We start from the raw sequence: 21,816 nt of genomic DNA, 5'->3' as shown, positions 1-21,816 counted from the left end.
CCCCCTTCCGAGGAGCACGCACCCATGGCCCCCGCCGCCGGCAAGCCCATCCCTCGCGCGACGTACCGGGTCCAGCTGAATGGCGGGTTCGGCTTCGACCGGACCGCCGCCATCGCCGATTACATCGCCCGCCTGGGCGTCAGCCATCTCTACGCCTCCCCCTACATGAAGGCGCGGCCGGGCAGCACCCACGGCTATGACATCGTCAACCACAATGAGCTGAACCCGGAGGTCGGCGACCAGAACGGGTTCCGTGATCTGGTGGAGGCGCTGAAGCGCAACGGGCTGGGTCAGATCCTGGACTTCGTCCCCAATCACATGGGGGTGGGCGGCGCCGACAATGAATGGTGGTTGAATCTCCTGGAATGGGGCGAGGAAAGCCCGTATGCCGGGTATTTCGACGTCGAATGGGACTCCGATTACCGCTACCTCCAAGGCAAGGTTCTGGTGCCCTTCCTGGGCGACCAGTATGGCGCGGTGCTGGTGTCGGGCGGGCTGGAGCTCCGCTTCGACACCGAGACGGGCGGTTTCGCGGTCTGGGCCTACGGCACGCACAAGCTGCCGGTCCGGCCGCAGGATTACGGCGTCATCCTCGGCACCGACCACCCCGACCTCGAACGGATCGCCGACTCCTTCACCCACCTGGCCGACGCCCGTCCCCACCAGCTTCGCCGCGCCTCCGACCTGAAGGCCGAGCTGGCCGAACTGGCGGCGGCCCGGCCCGACATCGCCGACGCGATCACCCAGCGGCTCGCCGTCTTCCGCGGCTATCAGGGGGAAATCGAGAGCTGGGGCCATCTGCACGCGCTGATCGGCCGTCAGAACTGGCGCGTCGCCTATTTCAAGGTGGCGGCCGACGACATCAACTACCGCCGGTTCTTCAACATCAACGAGCTGGCCGGGCTGCGCATGGACGAGCCGGAGCTGTTCGACATCGCCCACCGCATGGTGCTGGGGATGGTGGAGGACGGCACGCTCGACGGCATCCGCATCGACCACGTCGACGGGCTGATCGACCCCAAGGGCTATTGCCGCCGGCTGGTCCAGGCGGCGTCGAAGCCCTTCTATCTGGTGGTGGAGAAGATTCTCGCCCGCCATGAGCGGCTGCGCGAGGATTGGCCGATCGACGGCACCACCGGCTACGAGTTCGCCAACCTGATGGGCGGCCTGTTCGTCGATCCCGACGCGGAGGGGGCTTTCACCCGGCTCTATGCCGATTTCATCGGCCGGCGCGACGATTTCGACGAGGTGGTGCGGCAGTGCAAGATCCGCATCATGGACGGCGAGATGGCGAGCGAACTGAACGTGCTGTCGCGCAAGGCGGCGCGCATCGCCCGCTCCAACCCCGCCACCGCCGATTTCACCGCCAATATCCTGCATCAGGCGCTGAAGGAGACCATCGCCCGCTTCCCCGTCTACCGCACCTATGTCGATGGCGGCGTGCCGAGCGAGCTGGACCGCCGCGACATCGATTGGGCGATCTCCCGGGCGCGGCGGGCGGAACAGGGGCCGGACGGCTCGGTCTATGATTTCCTGCAAAGGCTGCTGACCACCGATCTGGTGGCGGCGCCGAAGAGCGGCTACAGCCACCGGCAGGTCACCCGCTTCGCCATGCGGTTCCAGCAATACAGCGGGCCGGTGATGGCCAAGGGGCTGGAGGACACCGCCTTCTACCGTTACAACCGGCTGGTGGCGCTGAACGAGGTCGGCGGCCATCCCGACCATTTCGGCGTCAGCGTCGCCGCCTTCCACCGCGCCAACCAGGACCGTGCCCGCAACTGGCCGGGCAACATGCTGGCCAGCACCACCCACGACACCAAGCGCGGGGAGGATACCCGCGCCCGCCTCTACGCCCTGTCGGAGATGGCGGAGGAGTGGGAGCGGCAGATCCAGGCCTGGAGCCGGCTCTTGCGCGCCCGCCGTGGCGATGTCGAGGGCACCGCCCCGCCCGACCGCAATGACGAGTATCTGTTCTACCAGCTGCTGCTCGGCGCCTGGCCGGCGGAGCTGACCGGCGCCTCGCCCGACCGGATCGACCAGGGAGCGATGACCGTCTTCGCCGAGCGCGTCGTCGGCGCCATGACCAAGTCGATGCGGGAGGCGAAGGTCCATTCGACCTGGGCGGCTCCGAACGAGGCTTATGAGGGAGCCGTCGTCAGCTTCGTCCACGATGCGCTCGACGTGACCCGGCGCAACGCCTTCCTGGAGGCCTTCCTGCCCTTCCAGGCGGCGCTGGCGCGCATCGGCATGGTGAATGGGCTGTCCCAGACCCTGCTGAAGCTGACCAGCCCCGGCGTCCCCGACATCTATCAGGGCTGCGAGCTGTGGAATCTCAGCCTCGTCGATCCCGACAACCGCCTGCCGGTGGATTATGACGCCCGCCGCGGGCTGCTGGAGGAGGTCGAGGGGGTGGTCGGGCGCGGTGCCGTTTCCGCCCTGCTGGAGCGCTGGACCGACGGCGCGGTGAAACTGGCGGTGACCCGGCAGGCGCTGGCGGTGCGGGCGGAAATGCCGGAGGTCTTCAGGACGGGCGAGTATCTGCCGCTGGAAGCCACCGGCGACCATGCCGACCATGTGGTCGCCTATGCCCGCCGGACCGATGAGGGCTGCGTGCTGGTGGCGGTCCCGCGGTTGTCCGGCCGGCTGGGCGGGGCGCCGGATTGGGGCGACACCGCCATCGCGCTGCCGCGCGGCGCCCGCTGGCGCGACCGCCTGACCGGGGCGGAGGTGGAGGGCGGCGACGCGGTGATGGCGGCGACGCTGTTCGCCGGCCTGCCGGTTGCTCTGCTGACGCGGGAGGGGTGAGGGATCGAAGGCCGGGAGGAAGGCGCGCGAGCGATCACGCGCCTTTCTGTCTTATCCGTGGTCAAGCTATGACCGTCCGCGTGCCGATCAGGCCGAGCGGGCCCTCGGCAGGCCGGCGGCGAACGCGGCGGAGCCCTGGAAGAGTTCCAGCGCATCCGGCTTGGAGGATGGCCGCAGGCCGCCTAGGATCTCCCCGGCGGTGCCGATGGCCTGGACCAGCGCGTCGGGCATCACCGGCTTGCGCAGCAGGCCCATGGCGAAGCTGCGGGCCTCCGCCGCATGGTGATCGAAGCCGGTCATCAGCAGCGACGGAACGCCATTCTCCTCCCACAGGCGCCGGGCCAGCACGAGGCCGTTCTCCCCTCCGGCGAGATTGACATCGACCAGCGCCAGGTCGGGACACTCGCGGGCGCCGACCCGCGCGGCCTTGACGGCGTCGCGCAACGGTCCGACCACGGTGTAGCCCGCATTCTCCAGAACAGCCTTGACGGCCGGACCGATCAGCGGATCGTCCTCGACGACAAGCAACTTCAAGACGGCATGCTCCCTTGGTTGACGGAGCGGGCTTATAGCCCGCCCCATCCGGTTTTCGAAGCGCGATCGGCTTCGACCCACTGAACCGCCCATGTTTGTCGCGGTTCCTTCCCGTTCAAGAGGTCGAAGGGGTACCCCCTTCCGGCCATGCGGCCTCGTTGAGCGCCCTGGTAGGAAACATACGCCGACGCCACGCGTTGCACCCGCACGCGTGAGAGGAAGGAAAGCATGGCATTTGTCGAACTGACCGAGATATCGGGGCATACCGTTCTGGTGAACCCCATCGCCGTCGTCTATCTGCGCGGGACCGCCGAGGGCGGCACCGACATCCATGTCACCGGACGGACGGAGCCGCTGCGGGTGCCGGGGGCGCCGTCCGATGTCGCCCGCGCCCTGGAGAGCGCCGCCCCGACCCCGCCCGATCCAACCCTGTCATTGCTCGCCTGACGGCGGGCTGTCGTCAGCCGGCGCGCGGATAGCTGGGCGGCCGCTTCTCGAAGAAGGCGGCGATGCCCTCCGCCGCCTCGGCCCCATGCAGCGCCTCGACGAAGAAGGCGGCCTCGCGGTCGAGCTGCGCGTCGGCCGCACCGAACCCGCTCTCGATCAGGCGCTTGGCCCGGCCGATGGCGAGCGTCGGCCCTTCGGCCAGCCGCTCGGCCCAGGCGAGCGCTTCGGCCAGGCTGGCGCCGGGCGCCACCACCCGGTTGACGATGGCGAGCTGGGCCAGCCGGGCGGCGCCGATCCTGCCGCCTTCGAACATGATCTCGGCCGCCAGCTGGGGCGTCGCGGCGCGGGCGAGGAAGGCGGTGGCGCCGCCATCCGGATTGAGCCCGACCTTCACATAGGCGAGCAGGAACGTCGCGTCCTCCGCCGCGACGATCAGGTCGCAGCCGAGCGCAACCGAGAAGCCCGCCCCGGCGGCGGCGCCCTCCACCGCGGCGATCACCGGCTTCGGACAGGCGCGCATGGCGCGGATCCAGCCATGGAAGCGCTCGAGCAGTATGCGGGTGGCATCCGGATCGGTCTTGGCGTTGGCGACCAGCCGGCCCAGATTGCCGCCGGAACAGAAGGTGCCGTTGGCTCCGGTCAGGACGACGGCGCCCACCCCCGGATCCGCCGCCGCCTGGACCAGCGCGTCGCGGCCGGCGTCCATCATCTCCGGCCCCAGCGCGTTCCTGGTGGCCGCGTCGTCCATCGTCAGCACCATCACGCGGCCCTGGCGCGTGACGGTCAATTGTCCATTCATAGCTCGGTCCCCTCCCGGTTCTCGCTGCCCGGCTCATATTTGAACATGCCCTCCGACGTGGCGATCAGGGCGCCGGTGCCGGCATGGCGGATCTCCGCCGCCACCCCGACGATCTTGCGCCCGCCGCCCCGCAGCCGGCCGGTGGCGACCAGCGTACCGCCGCGCGCCTGTCCCAGAAAGCTGGTCGACAGCGACAGGGTCATCACCCGCCGCACGCGGCCGGGAAAGGGACAGTATGTTGCCGAGAATCCGGAAACCGTGTCCAAAAGCGTCACCAGAACCCCGCCATGCACCAGACCGGCCCGGTTCAGATGGCGGTCGTCGACGGCCAGGGTGAACTCCGCCCCGCCCTCCTCCCAGCGACTCAGGGCATAGCCCAGCAGGCGCTGGAAGCCGGATTCCGGTTCCCCCTTCAGCAGATCGTTCATCCGGTGATGCCTTTCTTGTTCCTGCCTGTTTTCGTGGACAGACTACCACCGAACGCCGAAACCGGTCCGGCCTTCAACGCCAGCGGGGCGTCGCCGCCTGGGCGCACCACGGATCGAAGGGCAGCCGCGCGTCCGCGCGGGCTTGCCAGCCGGGACGAAGCGGATACCTTTTCGGGGAAATCGCCGGCCGACCGATCCGGGGCCGGAAAATCACTGGAGGGTTTGGGATGATCGACCTCTATTTCTGGCCGACGCCGAACGGCCACAAGATCACGATCTTTCTGGAGGAGGCCGGGCTGGACTACGGCTTCAAGCCGGTGAACATCTCCACCGGCGACCAGTTCAAGCCGGAATTCCTCGCCTTCTCGCCCAACAACCGCATGCCGGCGATCATCGACAACGCCCCGGCCGACGGCGGCGAGCCGATCACCGTCTTCGAATCCGGCGCCATCCTGGTCTATCTGGCCGAGAAGACCGGCAAGTTCCTGCCCGCCGACGTGCGTGGCCGCAAGACGGTGTTGGAATGGCTGTTCTGGCAGGTCGGCGGTCTCGGCCCGATGGCCGGACAGAACCATCATTTCGTCCAGTACGCGCCGGAACGCATCCCCTATGCGATGGAGCGCTACGTCAAGGAGACCGGGCGCCTCTACGGCGTGATGGACAAGCGCCTCGCCGACAACGAGTTCCTCGGCGGGGCCGAGCTGTCGATCGCCGACATGGCGAGCTATCCCTGGATCGTCCCGCATGAGCGCCAGCAGCAGGATCTCGACAAGTTCCCGAACCTGAAGCGCTGGTTCACCGCGATCAAGGACCGTCCCGCGGTGGCGCGCGCCTATGAAAAGGGACAAGAGATCAACCCCAACCGCACGCCCACGGTGACTGAGGACAGCAAGAAAATCCTGTTCGGCCAGTCCGCCGACACGGTCAAACGCTGATCCCTGCGCGCCGGTCCGGTTCCGAACATCGGGCCGGCGCCACCTTTTGTCGCGGTCCACGCCCGATTTTTCTATGTTCGATCGGCGCATTGTGGATTTCCAATGCGTACGAACGGGCAAAAAGCTCGTGATCCAGGGCCCAGGTCATCAATATGACAAAGCGGTAACGCGGCTTCGCTTCAACCCGGACGCGGAAATGAGCATAATCCGGCGAGGGGGCAATGGTGACGCCGGACTATGGACAACATCGGGACTTCAATCGGCGCCGCTGGCTGGGTGCGACCCCGGGTCGGCAGGGTCTTCTCGCCCCGGACCGTGTCGCGGACGCTCGGCTTCGCGCTGGGCGTCCTCCTGACCCTTGCGGCGGGGCTGCTTCCCGCGCGTGGGCAGCAGCCTGACGCACCGCCCGCGAAAGCCTCGGCGGACGGCGCGACGGCTGGCGTAGCGGACACCGGACCGGTCCATCTGACGATCCTCTACACCCAGGGCACGACCGATCTGGACGAGACCGCCGGTCGCGGCGGCATGGGCCGGCTGGCCGGCGCCATCCGCCAGGAACGGTCCGCCCACACCAATGTTCTGGTCCTGCATGGTGGCCAGACGCTGGCTCCCTCGGTCCTCGCCTTCTACGACCAGGGCGCGCACATCATCGATCTGCTGAACGGCATGACCATCGACGCGATGGCCGCGCTGAACCGCGAGTTCCACCATGGCGATGACCGGCTGAGCACCCGCGCCTTCGAGGCCGGCTTTCCCATCGTCACCACCAACTCCGTCGACCGCTCCACCGGCCGCACGCCGGACGGGCTGGAGGAGGCGGTGGTGCTGACCGCCGGGCCGCTGCGCATCGGCGTGATGGCGGCGACGCCGGTGCTGACGCGGGAAACCACCCGCGCCCAGCGCACGGAATTCCGCGATCCCGTACGGGCTCTGTCCGCCAAGGCCGCGGCGTTGCGGGCGGGTGGCGTGGATCTGGTCGTGGCGATGACCGGCTATGCCGGCGACACCCACCGCAGCGTGCTGGCCGCCCGTCCGGCCGACATCGTGCTGTATCAGGACCGCAACCGCCCTTTCGGCGTCGATTACGACGGCAAGTTCCTGTCGGCCACCGTGGGACCGCAGGCCGCCTGGGTGCTGGCGCTGGATCTGACGGTGGAGCGCAGGACCGGGCCGGACGGCAAGCCGGTCGTGAGCTGGAGCCCGGCGCCCCGCCTGATCGACACCGCGACGGTGGCGCCCGATCCGGCGATGCTCATCATGGCCAAGACCTATGCGGCTCGGCTCGACACCATGCTGCGGATGGAGGTGGGACGTCTCACCGCGCCACTCGACACCCGCAAGGAGACGTTGCGGACGGGCGAGAACGCCTTCGCAAACGCCGTGGTCGACACGCTGCGCGAGACGCTTGACGGCGATGTGGCGCTGTTCAACGGCGGCGGCATCCGCGGCGACCGTCAATACCCGGCCGGCGCCCTGCTGACCCGGCGCGACATCTACGCGGAATTGCCCTTCCACGATGTCGGCGTCGTGCTGGACGTCACCGGACAGCAGCTTTGGGACGCGGTGGAGAGCGGCGTTTCGGCGGTCGAACAGTTGCAGGGCCGCTTCCCCCACCTGTCCAACGCCCGCGCGGAGATCGATCTGACCCGTCCACCGGGACAGCGGCTGCGCAGCCTGTCGGTCGGCGGCAAGCCGGTGGGCCTGTCCACCCACTACCGTCTGGCGACCAGCAGTTTCCTGGCGTCGGGCGGCGACGGCTATGGCGTTCTGGCCGGTGCGCCAAGGCTGGCGGAGGACCGCTACACGGATTTCATCTCCACCCAGATGATCGACCAGATCACCCGCAACGGCGAGTTCGTTCCCCGGCTGGATGGCCGGATGAGCGTGAGGCGGTGATGGACGGATTGTCCTCCACCCGTCCGGCGCCCGCCATCCTGCGGAGCAGACCGAGAGCGGCGCCGCTGCCCATGCCCGAGCCCGGCGCGCGGCACCACTCGCAGATGCCGCCGCCCAATCGGACGCGGCGTTTCGGCATCACCATGCGCATCACCCTGGGCCTGTCGGTGATGGCGCTGCTGGTGCTGCTGATCGGCGGGGTGTCGATGTCGTCCTTCCGCCTGTTCCGGACGGAGGTGACGGCGCTCTCGACCAACACCCTGCCGGAGGTGATCACCAGCGCCGAACTGCACGGCTCGCTTCAGAAGCTGGTGGCCCAGCTGCCGCAGCTCGCCACCGCGACATCGACGCCGCAGCGCCGCTCCATTTATGACGGGCTGGTGACGGAACTGGACGCGATGCAGCTTCTGGTCGCCCGCATGCGCGGCCTGATGAAGGAGAGCCGCGCGGATGGCGGGGATCATGACGGCAATGTCCGCCTGTTGGAACAGACCCGCTCCACCCTGCTGATCCTGGCCGCCACCGTCGCCGACCTGAATGCCGAGGTCACCCGCCAGATCGCGTATGGCGACCACCAGGCCGAGGCCGCGCGAGCCCTGAGCCGGCTGGCGGCGTCGATGGAGAGCCTGCCCGATACCGGCGCCTGGGCCGCGCGCGTCGGTGCGCTGATGGCGCGCGCGGCGGGAGCGACGCAGCTCGACCATCTCAGCCGGCTGAAGGGGGAGGCGCGGTCGGCTGAACGCGCGCTGTCCGATCTGTCCCGGCTGCCCGGCGGCGCCACGGACTCCATCGGCCAGATGATGTCCACCATCCAGGACGAGCTGTTCTCGCTGCTGGTGGCGCCGGACGGGCTGTTCGAAAGCGCGATCGAGAGGTTGCAGGCCCGCAACCGGTCGATGGCGCTGACCGGACAGGCCCAGGTGCTGGTCGAGACGGTCGAGCGTTCGACCCGCGCGCTCTACGATTCGATCCGCGACCAGTCGGCCGAACGCACCGAAGCCCTGGTGGCGCTGATCGCCGAACGCACCCGCGCGGTCATGATGCTGGCCGGCACGTCCGTTGTGCTGGCGGTGTGCGTCTATTTCATCTTCCGCCGCTTCCTGTCCTCGCGGCTGGTGGCGATGAACCGGGCGGTGCTGGCCCGGCTGTCGGGACAGCGGGAGCTCTCCCATGGCATGGGGGGGCCGGCCACCGCTCCCGTCCCCCTGCCTGTCCCGGTCGATGGCGACGACGAGATCACCGATATCGGCGCCTCGATCCGTTATTTCATCGAGGAGATCGACCGGCGTCAGCAGGCCCTGGCCGACAATGAGCGACGTTTCCGCGACCTGGTCGAGGGGTCGATCCAGGGAATCGTCATCCACCGCGACTTCCACCCGCTCTATGCCAATGACAGCTTCGCCGCCATGTTGGGGCTGACGGTGGCGGAGGTGCTGGCCCTGCCCTCTTTGCTGTCGACGGCGGCGGTGGCGGAGCGGCAGCCGATGATCGACAGTTACGACCGGCTGCTGGAAAGCGGAGAGCCGTTGCCGCGCCGCCGGATCCGTGCCTGCCGGCCCGACGGCGCCGGGCTGTGGGTGGAGATGACCGGTCGGCGGGTCGATTGGCTGGACGGCCCGGCGATCCAGGCGGTAGTGGTCGACGTGACGCGCGAAGTGGAGGCGGAAGACGCCCTGCGCCAGTCGCGCGACGCCGCCGAACGCGCCCTGTGGGAGCTGAAGGCGACCCAGGCGAGCCTGATCCAGGCGGAGAAGATGGCCTCGCTCGGCCAGCTGGTCGCCGGCGTGGCGCACGAGGTGAACACGCCCATCGGCATCACCATCACCGGCGCCTCGCAGTTGCAGGCGCTGATCGGGGAACTGTCCGACCGCCATACGGCGAGCGCCTTGAAAAAATCGGACTTCCAGCGCTTCCTCCATGACGGGATGGAGATGGCCAACCTGATCCTGTCCAACAGCACCCGTGCGGCCAATCTGGTACAGAGCTTCAAGCTGGTCGCGGTGGATCAGTCGAGCGACGAGCGGCGCGCCTTCCTGCTGCGCGATTACATCGACGAGCTGCTGCGTAGCCTGCACCCGACCTACAAGGCGCGGACGGCGCTGACCATCGCCGTCGATTGTCCGGCCGATCTGGAGCTTGACGGCTATCCGGGGGCGCTGTCGCAGATCCTGACCAACCTGATCATGAACGCGCTGGTCCATGCGCTGGATCCGGACCAACCCGGCCGCATCACCATCGCCGCCCGCCCGCTGGACGGCGACATGGTCGAACTGTCGCTCGGCGACGACGGCAACGGCATCGCCCCGGAGATCCTGCCCAAGATCTTCGATCCCTTCTTCACCACGCGGCGCGGGTCGGGTGGCAGCGGGCTGGGGCTGCACATCGTCTACAATCTGGTAACCGGGCGTCTGCATGGCGGCATCGGGGTGGAAAGCCGCCCCGGCGAAGGCACCCGCTTCACGCTGCGTTTCCCGCGGGTCACGGCGGCCGTCTGAACGGCGCTCCGCAAGGCGTCGCCGGGCGGGCGGTCAGCGCACCGGCCCCTCGAACCAGTGGCGGCCCTGACGGTCCTCCACCTCGATCACCCAGACGTCGGGGTCGTAGCGAACCTGTCGGGCGATGTAGGCATCGGCGTCGGGCTCCGCTACCGGGTCGGCGCCGGTGCCGCGCGACCAGAACAGCCGCTCGCCATCGCCCTCCCGCGTCTGGACCAGCACCGAGAAGGTCCGGTCGAGCCGGTTCAGCTTCAGGATCACCGTGCCGCGGCTGGGATCGCCTTTGCGGACCACGGTCATCGTGACACCCTGGGCATCGGCGGTGCGGATATGGGCCGAAACCCAGAGATGCGTCGGAAGGCGGTCGTCCATTGCCGTGACAGGCTCCTGATCTTCGGCTCTTGCTGATTTTCGATTCTCGCCCTGCCCGGCGCGCCGGTGTAGAGAAGAGGGCATGGCAACACTCCTGGACGCTCTCGACACCGCCGTCAACCACCACATGGCCGGCCATGCCGATGCGGCGGCCGACGCCTATCGCCGAATCCTGACGGCGGATCCGGCGCAGCCCGATACGCTGCACCTGTCCGGCGTGCTGTGGGCGCAACGGGGCGACGCCGCCGCCGCGGTGCGATGGATCGGCCGCGCGGTGCGCGTCCGCCCGTCCGCTCCCGCTCCCTGGGGCCATCTGGGGGCCGCGCTGCGGGCGGCGGAGCTGCCGCAGCGGGCCGAACCGGTGCTGCGACGCGCCCTGGCGCTTGATCCGGCGGATGGCGACGCGCTGGAGGCGCTGGGAGCCTCCCTGCATGCCCTGGCGCGTTATCCCGACGCGCGGCGCTGGCTGGAGCGCGCGGCGCGGCGGCGGCCCGGCCATGTGGCGACGCTGCTGAATCTCGGCACCGTCCTGCGCGACCAGCGCCGGTTCGATGAGGCGGAAAGCTGCTTCGATGCCGTTCTGGCTCGCAATCCCGCCAGTTCCGAAGCCCATCTCGCCCTTGCTGTCGGGAGGCTGGTCCGGGGGGACCTGCGCGCCGGGTGGGAGGGGTTCGAGCATCGCTGGCGCCGCTTCGCCACCCCGCCCTGGGCCGGCGAACCACCGGGCGGCGCCACCATCCTGCTGCACATGGACCAGGGATTCGGCGACGCCATCCAGTTCGTCCGTTACGCCCCGCTGGTGGCCGGGATCGCCGCCCAGGGTGGCGGCCGGGTGATCCTGGAAACGCATTTCCTGCTCTACCGCCTGTTCAACCGCTGCCTGGGCTCCTCGATCCAAGTGCTTGTGCGTGGGGACGATCCGCCGCCGCACGATATCCAATGCCCGCTGATGAGCCTGCCGCGCGCCTTCGGCACCGGCCTGGAGGAGATTCCGGCCAGCGTTCCCTATCTCTCCCCCAACCCCGACGACGTCGCCCGCTGGGGTGACAGGTTGGACGGGCTGGACGGGACACCGGAGGCTGAGGGCGGTGCGGGGCCGCGGATCGGGCTGGTCTGGGCCGGCAATCCCCATCACCGCAACGATCGCAACCGCTCGATCCCGGTGGCGGCGCTCCGCCCGCTGCTGGCGGTTCCGGGCGTGCGCTTCATCAACCTGCAGAGCGGTGAGGCGGCGGCCGAACTGAACCGCCTGCCCGGCGTGGCGGTGCCGGCGGCGATGGGGCGGGTGCGTGATTTCGCCGATACCGCCGCCATACTCGCCAACCTCGACCTGCTGATCACGGTGGATACCGCCATCGCCCATCTCGCCGGGGCGATGGGCGTGCCGTGCTGGCTGATGCTTCCCCATGTGCCCGACTGGCGCTGGCTGCTCGACCGGGCGGACAGCCCCTGGTATCCCTCGCTGCGCCTGTTCCGCCAGCCCCGCCCCGGCGACTGGGCGACGGCGCTCGGCACCGCCGCCGCCGTGCTGAAGGCGCAGGCCGCCCGCGCCGGTCAGAGCCGACGGCGCTGACGGCCGGCGGCTTCGGCTGGAGCTTTCTGCCCGCCCGCCCCGCCGGCACTAGGCGAAACTTTCCTAGCTCCCGGCAATTTCCGGCGCCAAGCCCGCGCTTGGGGAAAATATCGGCCATTTCCAGCCTGTTGCCAGCGTCTCCGGAGTTGGCACTCCGTTTGCTAGACAGGGCGCAGAAGACCTTTGCCCTTTCTTTCGGAGACCCCCGGCCATGAGCATCTTCGGTTCGATGACAACCGCCGTTCTCGGCCTGAATGCCCAGTCGAAGGCGCTCGGACATATCTCGGACAACATCGCCAACAGCTCGACCATCGGCTACAAGCGGGTCGATTCGGCCTTCGAGACGATGGTCCTGCAATCCAGCCAGCGCCTGCACGAACCGGGCGGGGTCACGGCGCAGCCGGTCTTCATGAACAGCATCCAGGGCAGCCTGACCCAGGTTCAGAGCCCGACCAACATCGCCATCCAAGGCCAGGGCTTCTTCAGCGTTTCGAAGGTCAACGTCCAGAACAGCACCAGCACGTTGGTGCAGACCCAAACCGGCGCGGTGAACTCGTCCTCCGTCTACTACACCCGCGCCGGCGACTTCGAGCTGGACAAGAGCCGCTATCTGGTGAACAGCTCCGGCTACGCGTTGAATGGCTGGCTGGTCGATCCGGTCACCGGCGTGCTGAAGAAGGATCAGGTGGCGCCGGTCCAGGTCAGTTCGCTGATCGACAAGCCGGTGGCCACCAGCACCATCGACCTGGAGGCCAACCTGCCGGCCACCCCCACACCCGGCAAGAAGGTCCCGGACAGCAGCATTCCGATCTTCGACAGCCAGGGCAACCCGCGCACCGTCAATTTCAAATGGCGCCAGCAGGCCGACAGCAGCTGGCGCATGGTCCTGGAAACGCCGGGCTCGAACACCAAGCCGGTGGACGGCACCTTCAGCGGCAATCCCGCCACCGTGTCCTTCGGCCAGAACATCGCCGGCCAGACCGCGGTCGCCCAGGTCAATGTCGTCACCATCGCCGGCTCCAACACCAACGGCCAGGACAACCTGCGCATCGGCGACACCTATTCGGTGAAGGTCGACGGCACCAACTACAGCCTGAAGGTCACGGCCGACAATATCGGCTCGATCCGGACCTATTCCGGCCTGGCCGGCGCGCTGGCCAACCAGATCAATTCCGCCTCGCCGGCGGCGTCGGTGCTCGCCACCTCGTCGGGCCAGACCATCCGCGTCACCGCCCGCAATCCCGGCACGCCGTTCAAGCTGAACACCGACGTGGTGTCCGGCACCAACACCACCAACACCATCGTCGCCCAGACCTCGACGGCGGCGACCGCCAGCGCCGGCGAGATCGACAAGTTCCAGTTCCCGCAGACCCAGGTCGAGGTCGGCGACTCCTTCACCATCAACGTGAATGGCACGCCCATCTCCTACACGGTGACCGCCGCGACCTATCAGAGCTATCCGACGGTGAGCGACGTCGTCTCCCAGCTGGCCGGCAAGATCAACCAGGCGCTGGGCTCGACCGTCACCGCGTCGTCGGCGGGCAACATCCTGTCGATCCAGGCGAACGCGGTGAACACCAATGTCACCTCGAGCGCCACGGTCACGAACTCCTCCACCGCGGTGAACACGATGAGCTCGCTGCCGTCGGTCTCCAGCGTGGCCGGCGTGCGGCAGAGCCGGACGGTGACGCTGACCGGCACGCCGGGCGACATCGGCACGCAATACACCCTCAGCATCAACGGCACGGCGGTGACCTACAGCACCACCGGCGAAGAGATGACGATGGAGGACATCACCGCGGCGCTGGCGAACAAGATCAACTCCAACACCGCCTTGCCGGTGACCGCGACCGCCCAGGGCGGCGTCATCACCGTCACCGCCAAGACCGCGGCCAGTCCGACCGGCACCAACACCATGACCGGCACCGGCACGATCACATTCAACGGCTCCAGCATCGATGTCGGCGATGTCTACACCATCACCGATTCCGGCGGCGTGCCGCACTCGCTGACGATCACCGACGCCAATGCCGGCACATACAACACGCCGGCCAAGGTCATGCAGTATTTCGCCACCGTCGTCCCCGGCGCCACCGCCAGCGGCAACACGCTGACGGCGGCCGGCGCGACCGGTACGGTCGTCGATGCGCCCGTCGCCCAGTTCACCCTGGACCAGAGCGCCATCGCCGGCCAGACGCCCGCCCACATCGGCCTGACCTTCGGCAAGTCGCCGGAAACGGTCGGCACGCTGACCAACATCTCCACCGCCCTGGTCGGAACCGGTTCGGCGGTCAGCGCCGCCAACCAGTCCGCCGGTTCCGACGCCACCGTCACCTTCACCGTCGATTACGGTTTCGGCCCGCAGCAGATCACGCTCAATCTCGGCAAATACCAGAAGCCGGGTGGCCTGACCCAGTTCGCCGGGTCGGAAATCAATGTCAGCCGGCTGATCCAGAACGGCGCGCCACGCGGACAGTTCAAGGATGTGGTGTTCGGCGACGGCGGCGCCGTGATGGTCAACTACGACAATGGACGTTCCAAGATGATCGCCAGGGTGCCGATCATCACCTTCAACAATCCAAACGCCCTGCAGCGCGAGTCCGGCGGTGTCTTCCTGGAAAGCGAGGACGCCGGCAAGCCGAACTTCAATGATCCGGAGACGAACGGCGCCGGCGCGGTGGTGGCGAACAGCGTGGAGAGCTCCAACGTCGACATCGCCGACGAGTTCACCAAGATGATCGTCACCCAGCGCAGCTATTCGGCCAACGCGAAGATCGTCACGACCTCCGACGAAATGCTTCAGGAGGTCCTGGGGCTGAAGCGTTAAGCGCGTCTTTGACCTCCTGATCGCCAGCTCCTGATCGCCGGTTCCCGATAGCCAGTTTCCGATCGCTTGAGAAGGGGTGGCGGCCATTCCGGCGCCACCCCCACCATCCCGATCCGCGAAAGGTCCCCTGCCATGTCCCTCTTCGCAGCCTTGAACAGTGCCACGGCCGGGCTGCGCACGGTCCAGACCAGCGTCAAGCTGGTTTCGGACAACATCGCGCAGGCCAACGATCCCAACCGCACGCGCCATACCGCCCAGCAATCGGTGGATGCCAGCGGCCAGGTGATCAGCACGACCTATCGCCGGGAGGTGGACACGGCCCTGATGGGGCAGGTGATGGACCTCACCGCCCGCGACGGCGGATCGCAGGTGACGTCGACCTACATGCAGCAGTTGGGCGATCTGATGCGGACCACCAACGGGACGCCGCTGATCAACGACTACGCCAACAAGTTCCAGGCCGCCATCAAGACGCTGTCGACCTCGCCGGAAGACGAGACGGCGCAGTACCAGCTGGTGCAGACCGCCGAAAGCTTCTCGCGCGAGATCCGCCGGGTGTCCGAAGGGGTGGAGCAGCTCGACCGCAACATCAAGGACGACATCGGCACGTCGGTCGACAAGGTCAACGACCTGCTGAAGCAGATCAACCAGATCAACAATGATTCGGTGTCGCTTCAGGGCCAGGGGTCGGCCGCCAACGCCGTCGCCGACAAGCGCGACGGGCTGGTCCGCGAACTCAGCGGCTACATGGGCATCCGCACGGTCGAACGGCCGGACGGACGGCTGGCGATCTTCACCCCGTCGGGCCTGGCGCTGGTCGATGGGCAGCAGGCAAATCTTACCTATGACGGCGGCAATATCAACCTACAGGTCGGCAATCAAGTCACCTCGATCAACAACCACCTCGCCACCGGCAAGCTGGGCGCGCTGATCCAGATGCGCAAGGACGGCTCGACCACCGAGCCGCCGACACCGGCGAGCGGCGACCCGACGACGGAGATCATCCGCAAGCTGCGCTCGCAGCTGGACGAGTACGCCAAGGCCTTCACCGGCCCGACCAAGCCGGGCGAACCCACCAGTTTCGCCGACGCCTATGACGATGCCAGCCCGGCCGCCGCCGGCGAGCAGCCCAACCAGTTCTTCACCGGCAACGACCGTTTCACCATCGCGATCAACCCCAAGCTTCTGGACAACACCAACAAAATCAAGCAGTCCGCCATCGACGACATGGTGACGGCGATCAACGCTCCCGGCCGCAGCTTCAGCGCCGACGGCCTTCAGATGAAGGACACCACCTACAGCGCCATGGGCAGCGCCATCACCGGCACCTGGATGGCCGCCGCCAAGACCGCCAGCACCACCAGCGAGTCCAACAAGGCGTCGATGCAGCTGTTGAGCGAGCGTTACCAGTCCCAGACCGGCGTGAACATCGACGAGGAGATCGCCCAGCTCCAACAGCTCCAGACCTCCTACCAGGCTTCGGCACGGGTCATGCAAGTGGCTAATTCGATGTTTGACGCGCTGGAGGCTGTGGTCCGATGAGCTCGATAACGGGAGTCAGCAGCTACTCGAAATATCTGAGCCTTGTCCGGAACCTGTCCGGGGGCCAGAACGACATCAACCGGCTGTCCGAACAGCTGACCACGGGCAAGAAGTCGACCGATCTCAACGCCTATGGTCCGGAGGTGCAGAAGCTCCTGGACCTGCGGGCGGAGATGGCGAACAAGAACAACTACATCCAGAACATCAACACCGCGGCGCCGCGCGTGCAGGCGACGGACAAGGTGCTGACGTCGATGGAGTCGATCATCTCCAGCTGGACCTCCAGCACGACCTTCCCCTTCCAGCCCGGCCCCGCCAGCGTCACCTCGCCGATCAACAGCAATCCCGACGGGATGAAGGTGTCGATCGATTCCAACAAGTCGACTCTGACGATCGGCGCCAACTACACGGTCACCGCCGTTCCGTCGCAGCAGGGCCCCAACGGCACCTTCGACGTGACGGTGACCGACGGGCTGGGCGGCAAGACCACCCGCGCCATCAATCTGGGCACCACCCCGCCCAACGACGGCAAGGGCTACAACTTCACCATGGCCGGCGGGCCGGGAGAGGGGGCGATCCTGAAGCTGAGCTTCGATACGCTGAAGGCGTCGTCGAGCAGCAGCTTCACCGTCTCCTTCCCGCAGGCCGATCAGGTGAAGGGCCGCGCCGAAGGCGCCATGCGCGACATCCAGTCCCTGCTCAACCAGCGTTTCGGCGACCGTTACCTGTTCTCGGGCTCGCGCTTCGCGACGGAGCCGGTCACCGACCTGATGGCGACGACCCAGACCAGCAAGATCACGCTGAATGGCGCCGTGGTGAACGCCGACGATTATTTCGAGGTGACGGTTTCCGGCAAGACCTTCGGCTATCAGATCCAGGCCAGCGATCCGAAGACGCTGACCTTCGTCGCCCAGACCCTGACCAGCCAGATCAACGCGGCGAGCCCGCCGCTGCCGATGACGGTGTCGACCTCCAACGGCATCATTTCGCTGATCGGCCAGCAGCCGGGGCAGAAGTTCGACCTGTCGGCCCGCGTCGTCAACTCCGCCACGGTGGAGAACAGCGTCACCTCGCCGACGACCACGCAGACGCCGACGACCACCCTGCCGCAGGTCGACAGCTTCACCCTGAACGGCGCCGCGGTGGACATCGGCGATACCTTCGAATTCACCGTCGCGGTCGGCGATCCCAACGACCCCTACAACCAGAACTACTACACGAAGAACCCGACCGAGCCGAAGGACCTGCCCCCCTATCAGACCTATACCGTGCGCTACACGGTCAGCGACACCGACTATGCCGCCGGCGTCACCAATGTCGGGCAGGTGGCCGACAAGCTGCGCCAGACCTTCGGCACCTTGAACCCGGCGCCGCCGGTCACCATCAACGCCGCCGGCAGCGGTCCGGGCATCGCGCTGACCAGCACGGCCAACGCCGATCCGAACCACCCCAACCGCAGCACCCTGTTCTCGACCAGCGCCAAGGTGACGAACGGGTCGTTGCAAAACACCATGTCCGTCGCCACGCTGCCGCCCCAGCAGGACAGCCAGGTCAACTCCCCCTATACCGATCCACCCGACCTGCCCTTCTATGACGCCGAATATCTCACCAAGGGCAAGAACGCCGACGCCTACCGCAAGTCGCAGGTGACCATCGACGACAATCTGAACCTGACCTATGGCGTCAGCGCCGATGAAAAGGGCTTCCAGAGTCTGGTCAAGGCGATGCAGATGGTGCGGACGGCGGCGTCCAATCCCGGAAAATGGACCGAATACAGCACCAAGGCGCGCGAATTGCTGACCCAGGCGACCGATCAGATCCGCTCGATCCATGCCAAGGTCGCGTCCGACAGCGCCACGCTGGACAACACCAAGAGCGCCCACACCGATTCCATCGCCACCCTGACCGACCGTGTCGCCAAGATCGAAGGCATCGACGAGACCGAGGTCGCGGCCCGGCTGAGCAGCGCCATGAACATCCAGCAGGCGACCTATACCGTCGCCGGCCAGACACAGAAGCTGTCGCTGCTGAATTACCTGGCGTGACGCCAACCGGGAGCCGGGGGTGCCGGAAAAGCCCCCACGGCTCCCGACGCATGATCGATCGGAACGGAACAACGCGATCCGTGCCCAGTGCCGAAGACGGGATGTCCGCCATCCGGATGCGGGCCCGCCGGTCTTTGATGGCGGACCGATCAGGTCAGGTCTTGTTTTCCTTGATCTCGGCAAGGAAGCGCTGAACCGTCACGCTCAGCCCCTCGGCCATCCGGGACAGGTCGCTGACGGATTTCCGGACGGTGTGCGCGCCCTCCCCGGTGTCGCCGGACGCCTGACTGACCAGACCGATGGCCTTGGTCACCTCGTTGCTGCCGCTCGCCGCGTTCTGCACGCTGGAGGCGATCTCGTGGGTCGCCGCATTCTGCTGACTGACGGCGCCGGCGATCGCCGTCGATATCTCGCCAACCTGGCCGAGTGTCCGCGCGATCCCCTCGATGGCGGTGACCGCGGCGCGGGTCGCCTGCTGAATCTGGGTCACCTGTTCGCCGATCTCCTCGGTGGCCTTGCCCGTCTGCCCGGCCAGGGACTTCACCTCGCTCGCCACCACGGCGAAGCCCGTGCCGGCCTCGCCGGCACGGGCCGCCTCGATGGTGGCGTTCAAGGCCAGCAGGTTGGTTTGCGAGGCGATCGAGTTGATCAGCTGGACGACGTCACCGATGCGTTGGGCGGCATCGCTGAGGGTGCGCACAGTTCCCTCGGTCGCCCTCGCCTCGGCCATCGCCTGTTCCGATACCTTGACCGACTCGTCGACACGGCGCGTGATCTCGCCGATGGATGTGGCCAACTCCTCCGACGCGGCGGCCACGGTCTGGACACTCGAAGAGGTTTCCTCGGCCGCGGCGGCGACGGCACTGGCCTGCCGGCTGGCTTCATCCGCCCCGGCGATCATGGTCGTGGCGATTTCCTCGACCTTCCTCGCGTCGGTCGCAAGGCCGCCGACCTGTTGTGCCACCGCCTTTTCGAAAGCCGCGGTTATGGCGTCCATGAGGAGAGCGCGATAGGTGTTAGGTAAACAACGCTAAAGTAGAATGAATAGAGAATATGATCTTCAGGCGACACGGCGTTGGCGCTCGAGATTGAGCGGCCGTCGTCCAACTGGGGCGGATGCAACCCGCTCCCACAGGAAATCGCCTGACAGGCTGATATGCTCCCAGCTGCCGGTGATGTGTGGGCCAGCAGTTCATCGGAAACCGCCTTTCTCTTTGCGCGACGGTGCGCGATGGCGTCGGGCATGTAGGTGGAATTCCAATAGACGATGGCGGCGATGAGAAGATTGAGTCCCGAAGCCCGGTATTCCTGGGCTTCCGCACCACGGTCGGCAATCCGGCCCTGCCGGAATGTGCAGATCGCTTGGGCCAGGGCGTGACGCTGCTCACCCTTGTTCAGCCCGGCATGGCAACGCCGTCTCAGCGCCACCCTCTGTGCCAATGAGAGTGAGACACCGTGCCCCCTGAAGTTTAAGCTTGAGGGGGTAGGAAACTGATTTCGTGGTTATGCCCAACAAGATGCCCCTGTCCGCCCCTGTATCGGAGGCGGTTCCCGACGCCGGTGAGACGCCGCGGGTTGTTGCCGCGCCTGTGGCAGTCCCCCCGGAGATGTCGGCGCGCCCCAAACGTCGCACTTTCACGGCGGCGGAGAAGCTGCGGATCCTCGCCGAGACGGATCGGGCGGCGGACACCGGTGGGATCGCCGCGATCCTGCGGCGGGAAGGTCTGTATTCGTCGGCCCTGACCGACTGGCGCCGGCAACGCGATGCCGGTGCCTTCGAGGCGCTGAAGCCGCTCAAGCGCGGGCCGAAGGCGGCTCCCGCCAACCCGCTGGAGGCGGAGTTGGCCAAGGCCCGCCAGGACATCGCCCGCCTCCAGCGCCGCCTGGAGCGGGCCGAGGCGGTCATCGACGTCCAAAAAAAATTCTCGGACCTGCTGGGGATGGCCTTGCCTCCCGCCGACAGCGACGAGACGCCGCGATGAGCGCGATCGCCTCGGGCACGCCAGTCCGCAAACGACGAACGACATCTACAAGCACCTGTTCAACTTCGAGTATCGCAAGCTTTATCTGCGCAACCATAAGGAGTTGGCAGACAAGCTGGATCCCCTTCGGCGCCGAGCGCTGACCGAAGGAGCAGTAAAATGGCTCTGACCGCCGTCCACGTCAATCCGCCGGCAGACGCCTACCTCGGCGGTTTGCGGGCTGTGATCGCTTCCATCTCCCCTGCTCTCCTCGACCGGGATCGCTGGGGGTTCCAGACGCTAAAAGAGGCTTATGGCATTGACGAGACATCACACCTTTATAGTAGAAGCGACTCGAGGGCAAAGGGGATTTCCATCCGGCCGAGCGCAGATCAAATCTTATCCGACGTTTTTCTGCGTGGAATTGGTTATGATTTCACCATCGTTCCTGAACCCTTTCGGACTGAACTGAAGGCTTTCTTTGCTTGGCGACTAGCCCGGCCCCAGCATCGTTCCCGTGAGCCACACTGCCGTACGGTTCGGCTCATTGCCTTCTGCCATCAGCTTTCTGCCAATCCCACGGCCTTGCCCCGGCTGATTGACTACGGACATCCTATAGAGTTTGGAGCGGGAAATGGAAGCTCTCCGCTTCGGAATATTATGGAACTTTGGTTGAACGAAGTTGAGTTTAGCACGACAATTGACACTCCGGAAATCATTGCACGTGATGAAAGCGGTTCTCGCGTTATCATTCGACATAACTACCGCTGCCAAAACAGCATGTCCGCCAACGAGCTGACCTTTATCTTGGTGCTGCTGCGGGAGCGGATGAAGCTTCTGGAGCGGCGTGATCTTATTCTTATGCGGGATCTCTACCCCGAAGAGGAGATTGCCGAGGCCCCGCGAAGAGAATCCTACATTCATTTTTACGGATTCCGGTTGGATTGGCTACGCCATGCCGCTCGCCATTTCATTCTCAGCAAGATCAATCACCAGGAACTTCGCCCAACATCATTGCCGGGGTTCATTTCACGCCTTCAATTGCTTGAAACCTGCTTACGCGAAGAGCATGCCGATCCTCAAATCGAGCACGTTACCGAGTCCTTTATTAGGGAGCGCTTCCTGAATTAGGGGAATACCCGCAAGTGCGTCGGCAA

The 21,816-nt window shown here is 66.7% G+C and carries 15 protein-coding genes and 2 pseudogenes; 11 read left to right on the top strand and 6 right to left on the bottom strand.

From position 1 onward, the window contains the following. The first annotated feature begins 24 nt into the window (after positions 1-24). Positions 25-2,805: a malto-oligosyltrehalose synthase gene (gene treY, locus AZL_RS18350; RefSeq protein ID WP_012975987.1), complete on the top strand. Its 2,781-nt coding sequence runs from the start codon at positions 25-27 to the stop codon at positions 2,803-2,805. An 87-nt stretch (positions 2,806-2,892) separates the two neighbouring features. Here the strand turns inward: treY and AZL_RS18345 are convergent, their stop codons facing one another. Continuing rightward, a complete protein-coding gene (locus AZL_RS18345; protein WP_042444210.1) occupies positions 2,893-3,339 on the bottom strand; it encodes a response regulator in 447 nt (148 codons plus the stop codon). A gap of 228 nt (positions 3,340-3,567) precedes the next feature. Between AZL_RS18345 and AZL_RS18340 the strand changes: the two genes are divergently transcribed. After that, on the top strand, positions 3,568-3,786 hold the full coding sequence (locus AZL_RS18340) for a hypothetical protein (RefSeq protein WP_012975985.1): 219 nt from the start codon (positions 3,568-3,570) through the stop codon (positions 3,784-3,786). A 13-nt stretch (positions 3,787-3,799) separates the two neighbouring features. Here AZL_RS18340 and AZL_RS18335 read toward each other — a convergent pair whose 3' ends face one another. Beyond that, positions 3,800-4,585 (bottom strand): oxepin-CoA hydrolase, alternative type, encoded by a 786-nt coding sequence (locus AZL_RS18335; RefSeq protein WP_012975984.1) that lies wholly within the window; start codon positions 4,583-4,585, stop codon positions 3,800-3,802. Continuing rightward, on the bottom strand, positions 4,582-5,013 hold the full coding sequence (locus AZL_RS18330; RefSeq protein ID WP_012975983.1) for a PaaI family thioesterase: 432 nt from the start codon (positions 5,011-5,013) through the stop codon (positions 4,582-4,584). Before AZL_RS18330 ends, AZL_RS18335 begins: the two co-directional genes overlap by 4 nt. 227 nt (positions 5,014-5,240) lie before the next feature. Here AZL_RS18330 and AZL_RS18325 point away from each other — a divergent pair, with 227 nt between their 5' ends. From AZL_RS18325 to AZL_RS18315, 3 genes are all read left to right on the top strand, one after another. After that, a complete protein-coding gene (locus AZL_RS18325) occupies positions 5,241-5,948 on the top strand; it encodes a glutathione binding-like protein (protein WP_012975982.1) in 708 nt (235 codons plus the stop codon). 315 nt (positions 5,949-6,263) lie between these two features. Further along, positions 6,264-7,844, top strand: a complete 1,581-nt coding sequence (locus tag AZL_RS18320; RefSeq protein ID WP_247894412.1) for a bifunctional metallophosphatase/5'-nucleotidase — start codon at positions 6,264-6,266, stop codon at positions 7,842-7,844. A gap of 71 nt (positions 7,845-7,915) precedes the next feature. Then, positions 7,916-10,339, top strand: a complete 2,424-nt coding sequence (locus AZL_RS18315; protein ID WP_247894411.1) for an ATP-binding protein — start codon at positions 7,916-7,918, stop codon at positions 10,337-10,339. Positions 10,340-10,372: 33 nt separating this feature from the next. On the opposite strand, the gene AZL_RS18310 is transcribed toward AZL_RS18315, so the two are convergent. After that, a complete protein-coding gene (locus AZL_RS18310; protein WP_012975979.1) occupies positions 10,373-10,711 on the bottom strand; it encodes a DUF1491 family protein in 339 nt (112 codons plus the stop codon). Between the two features lie 82 nt (positions 10,712-10,793). Between AZL_RS18310 and AZL_RS18305 the strand changes: the two genes are divergently transcribed. From AZL_RS18305 to AZL_RS18290, 4 genes are all read left to right on the top strand, one after another. Beyond that, positions 10,794-12,284: a tetratricopeptide repeat protein gene (locus AZL_RS18305; RefSeq protein ID WP_012975978.1), complete on the top strand. Its 1,491-nt coding sequence runs from the start codon at positions 10,794-10,796 to the stop codon at positions 12,282-12,284. A gap of 211 nt (positions 12,285-12,495) precedes the next feature. Next, positions 12,496-15,111: a flagellar hook-basal body complex protein gene (locus AZL_RS18300; RefSeq protein WP_012975977.1), complete on the top strand. Its 2,616-nt coding sequence runs from the start codon at positions 12,496-12,498 to the stop codon at positions 15,109-15,111. A gap of 132 nt (positions 15,112-15,243) precedes the next feature. Beyond that, positions 15,244-16,653, top strand: a complete 1,410-nt coding sequence (gene flgK, locus AZL_RS18295; protein ID WP_012975976.1) for a flagellar hook-associated protein FlgK — start codon at positions 15,244-15,246, stop codon at positions 16,651-16,653. Next, positions 16,650-18,698, top strand: a complete 2,049-nt coding sequence (locus AZL_RS18290) for a hypothetical protein (protein WP_012975975.1) — start codon at positions 16,650-16,652, stop codon at positions 18,696-18,698. The genes flgK and AZL_RS18290 overlap by 4 nt, the downstream gene beginning before the upstream one ends. 154 nt (positions 18,699-18,852) lie before the next feature. Here the strand turns inward: AZL_RS18290 and AZL_RS18285 are convergent, their stop codons facing one another. Then, the gene (locus tag AZL_RS18285) at positions 18,853-19,695 is read right to left on the bottom strand and encodes a methyl-accepting chemotaxis protein (RefSeq protein WP_012975974.1); all 843 of its coding nucleotides are present in this window, start codon (positions 19,693-19,695) and stop codon (positions 18,853-18,855) included. A 63-nt stretch (positions 19,696-19,758) separates the two neighbouring features. Continuing rightward, positions 19,759-20,120: pseudogene (locus tag AZL_RS34440) on the bottom strand (Tn3 family transposase); the annotation flags it as partial. Positions 20,121-20,197: 77 nt separating this feature from the next. On the opposite strand from AZL_RS34440, the pseudogene AZL_RS18280 reads away from it, so the two are divergent. Together AZL_RS18280 and AZL_RS35635 are read left to right on the top strand one after the other, a co-directional pair. Next, positions 20,198-20,709: pseudogene (locus AZL_RS18280) on the top strand (IS3 family transposase); the annotation flags it as partial. A gap of 130 nt (positions 20,710-20,839) precedes the next feature. After that, positions 20,840-21,790 carry a hypothetical protein gene (locus tag AZL_RS35635; RefSeq protein WP_148219475.1) on the top strand — a complete coding sequence of 317 codons (951 nt, stop codon included), beginning with the start codon at positions 20,840-20,842 and terminating at the stop codon, positions 21,788-21,790. The last annotated feature ends 26 nt before the right edge of the window (positions 21,791-21,816 follow it).

The organism is Azospirillum sp. B510 (genome assembly GCF_000010725.1).
In the GTDB taxonomy this organism is placed as follows: domain Bacteria; phylum Pseudomonadota; class Alphaproteobacteria; order Azospirillales; family Azospirillaceae; genus Azospirillum; species Azospirillum lipoferum_B.
The sequence above is the reverse complement of the archived record's forward strand: the minus strand, read 5'-3'. Positions and strand labels throughout refer to the sequence as shown.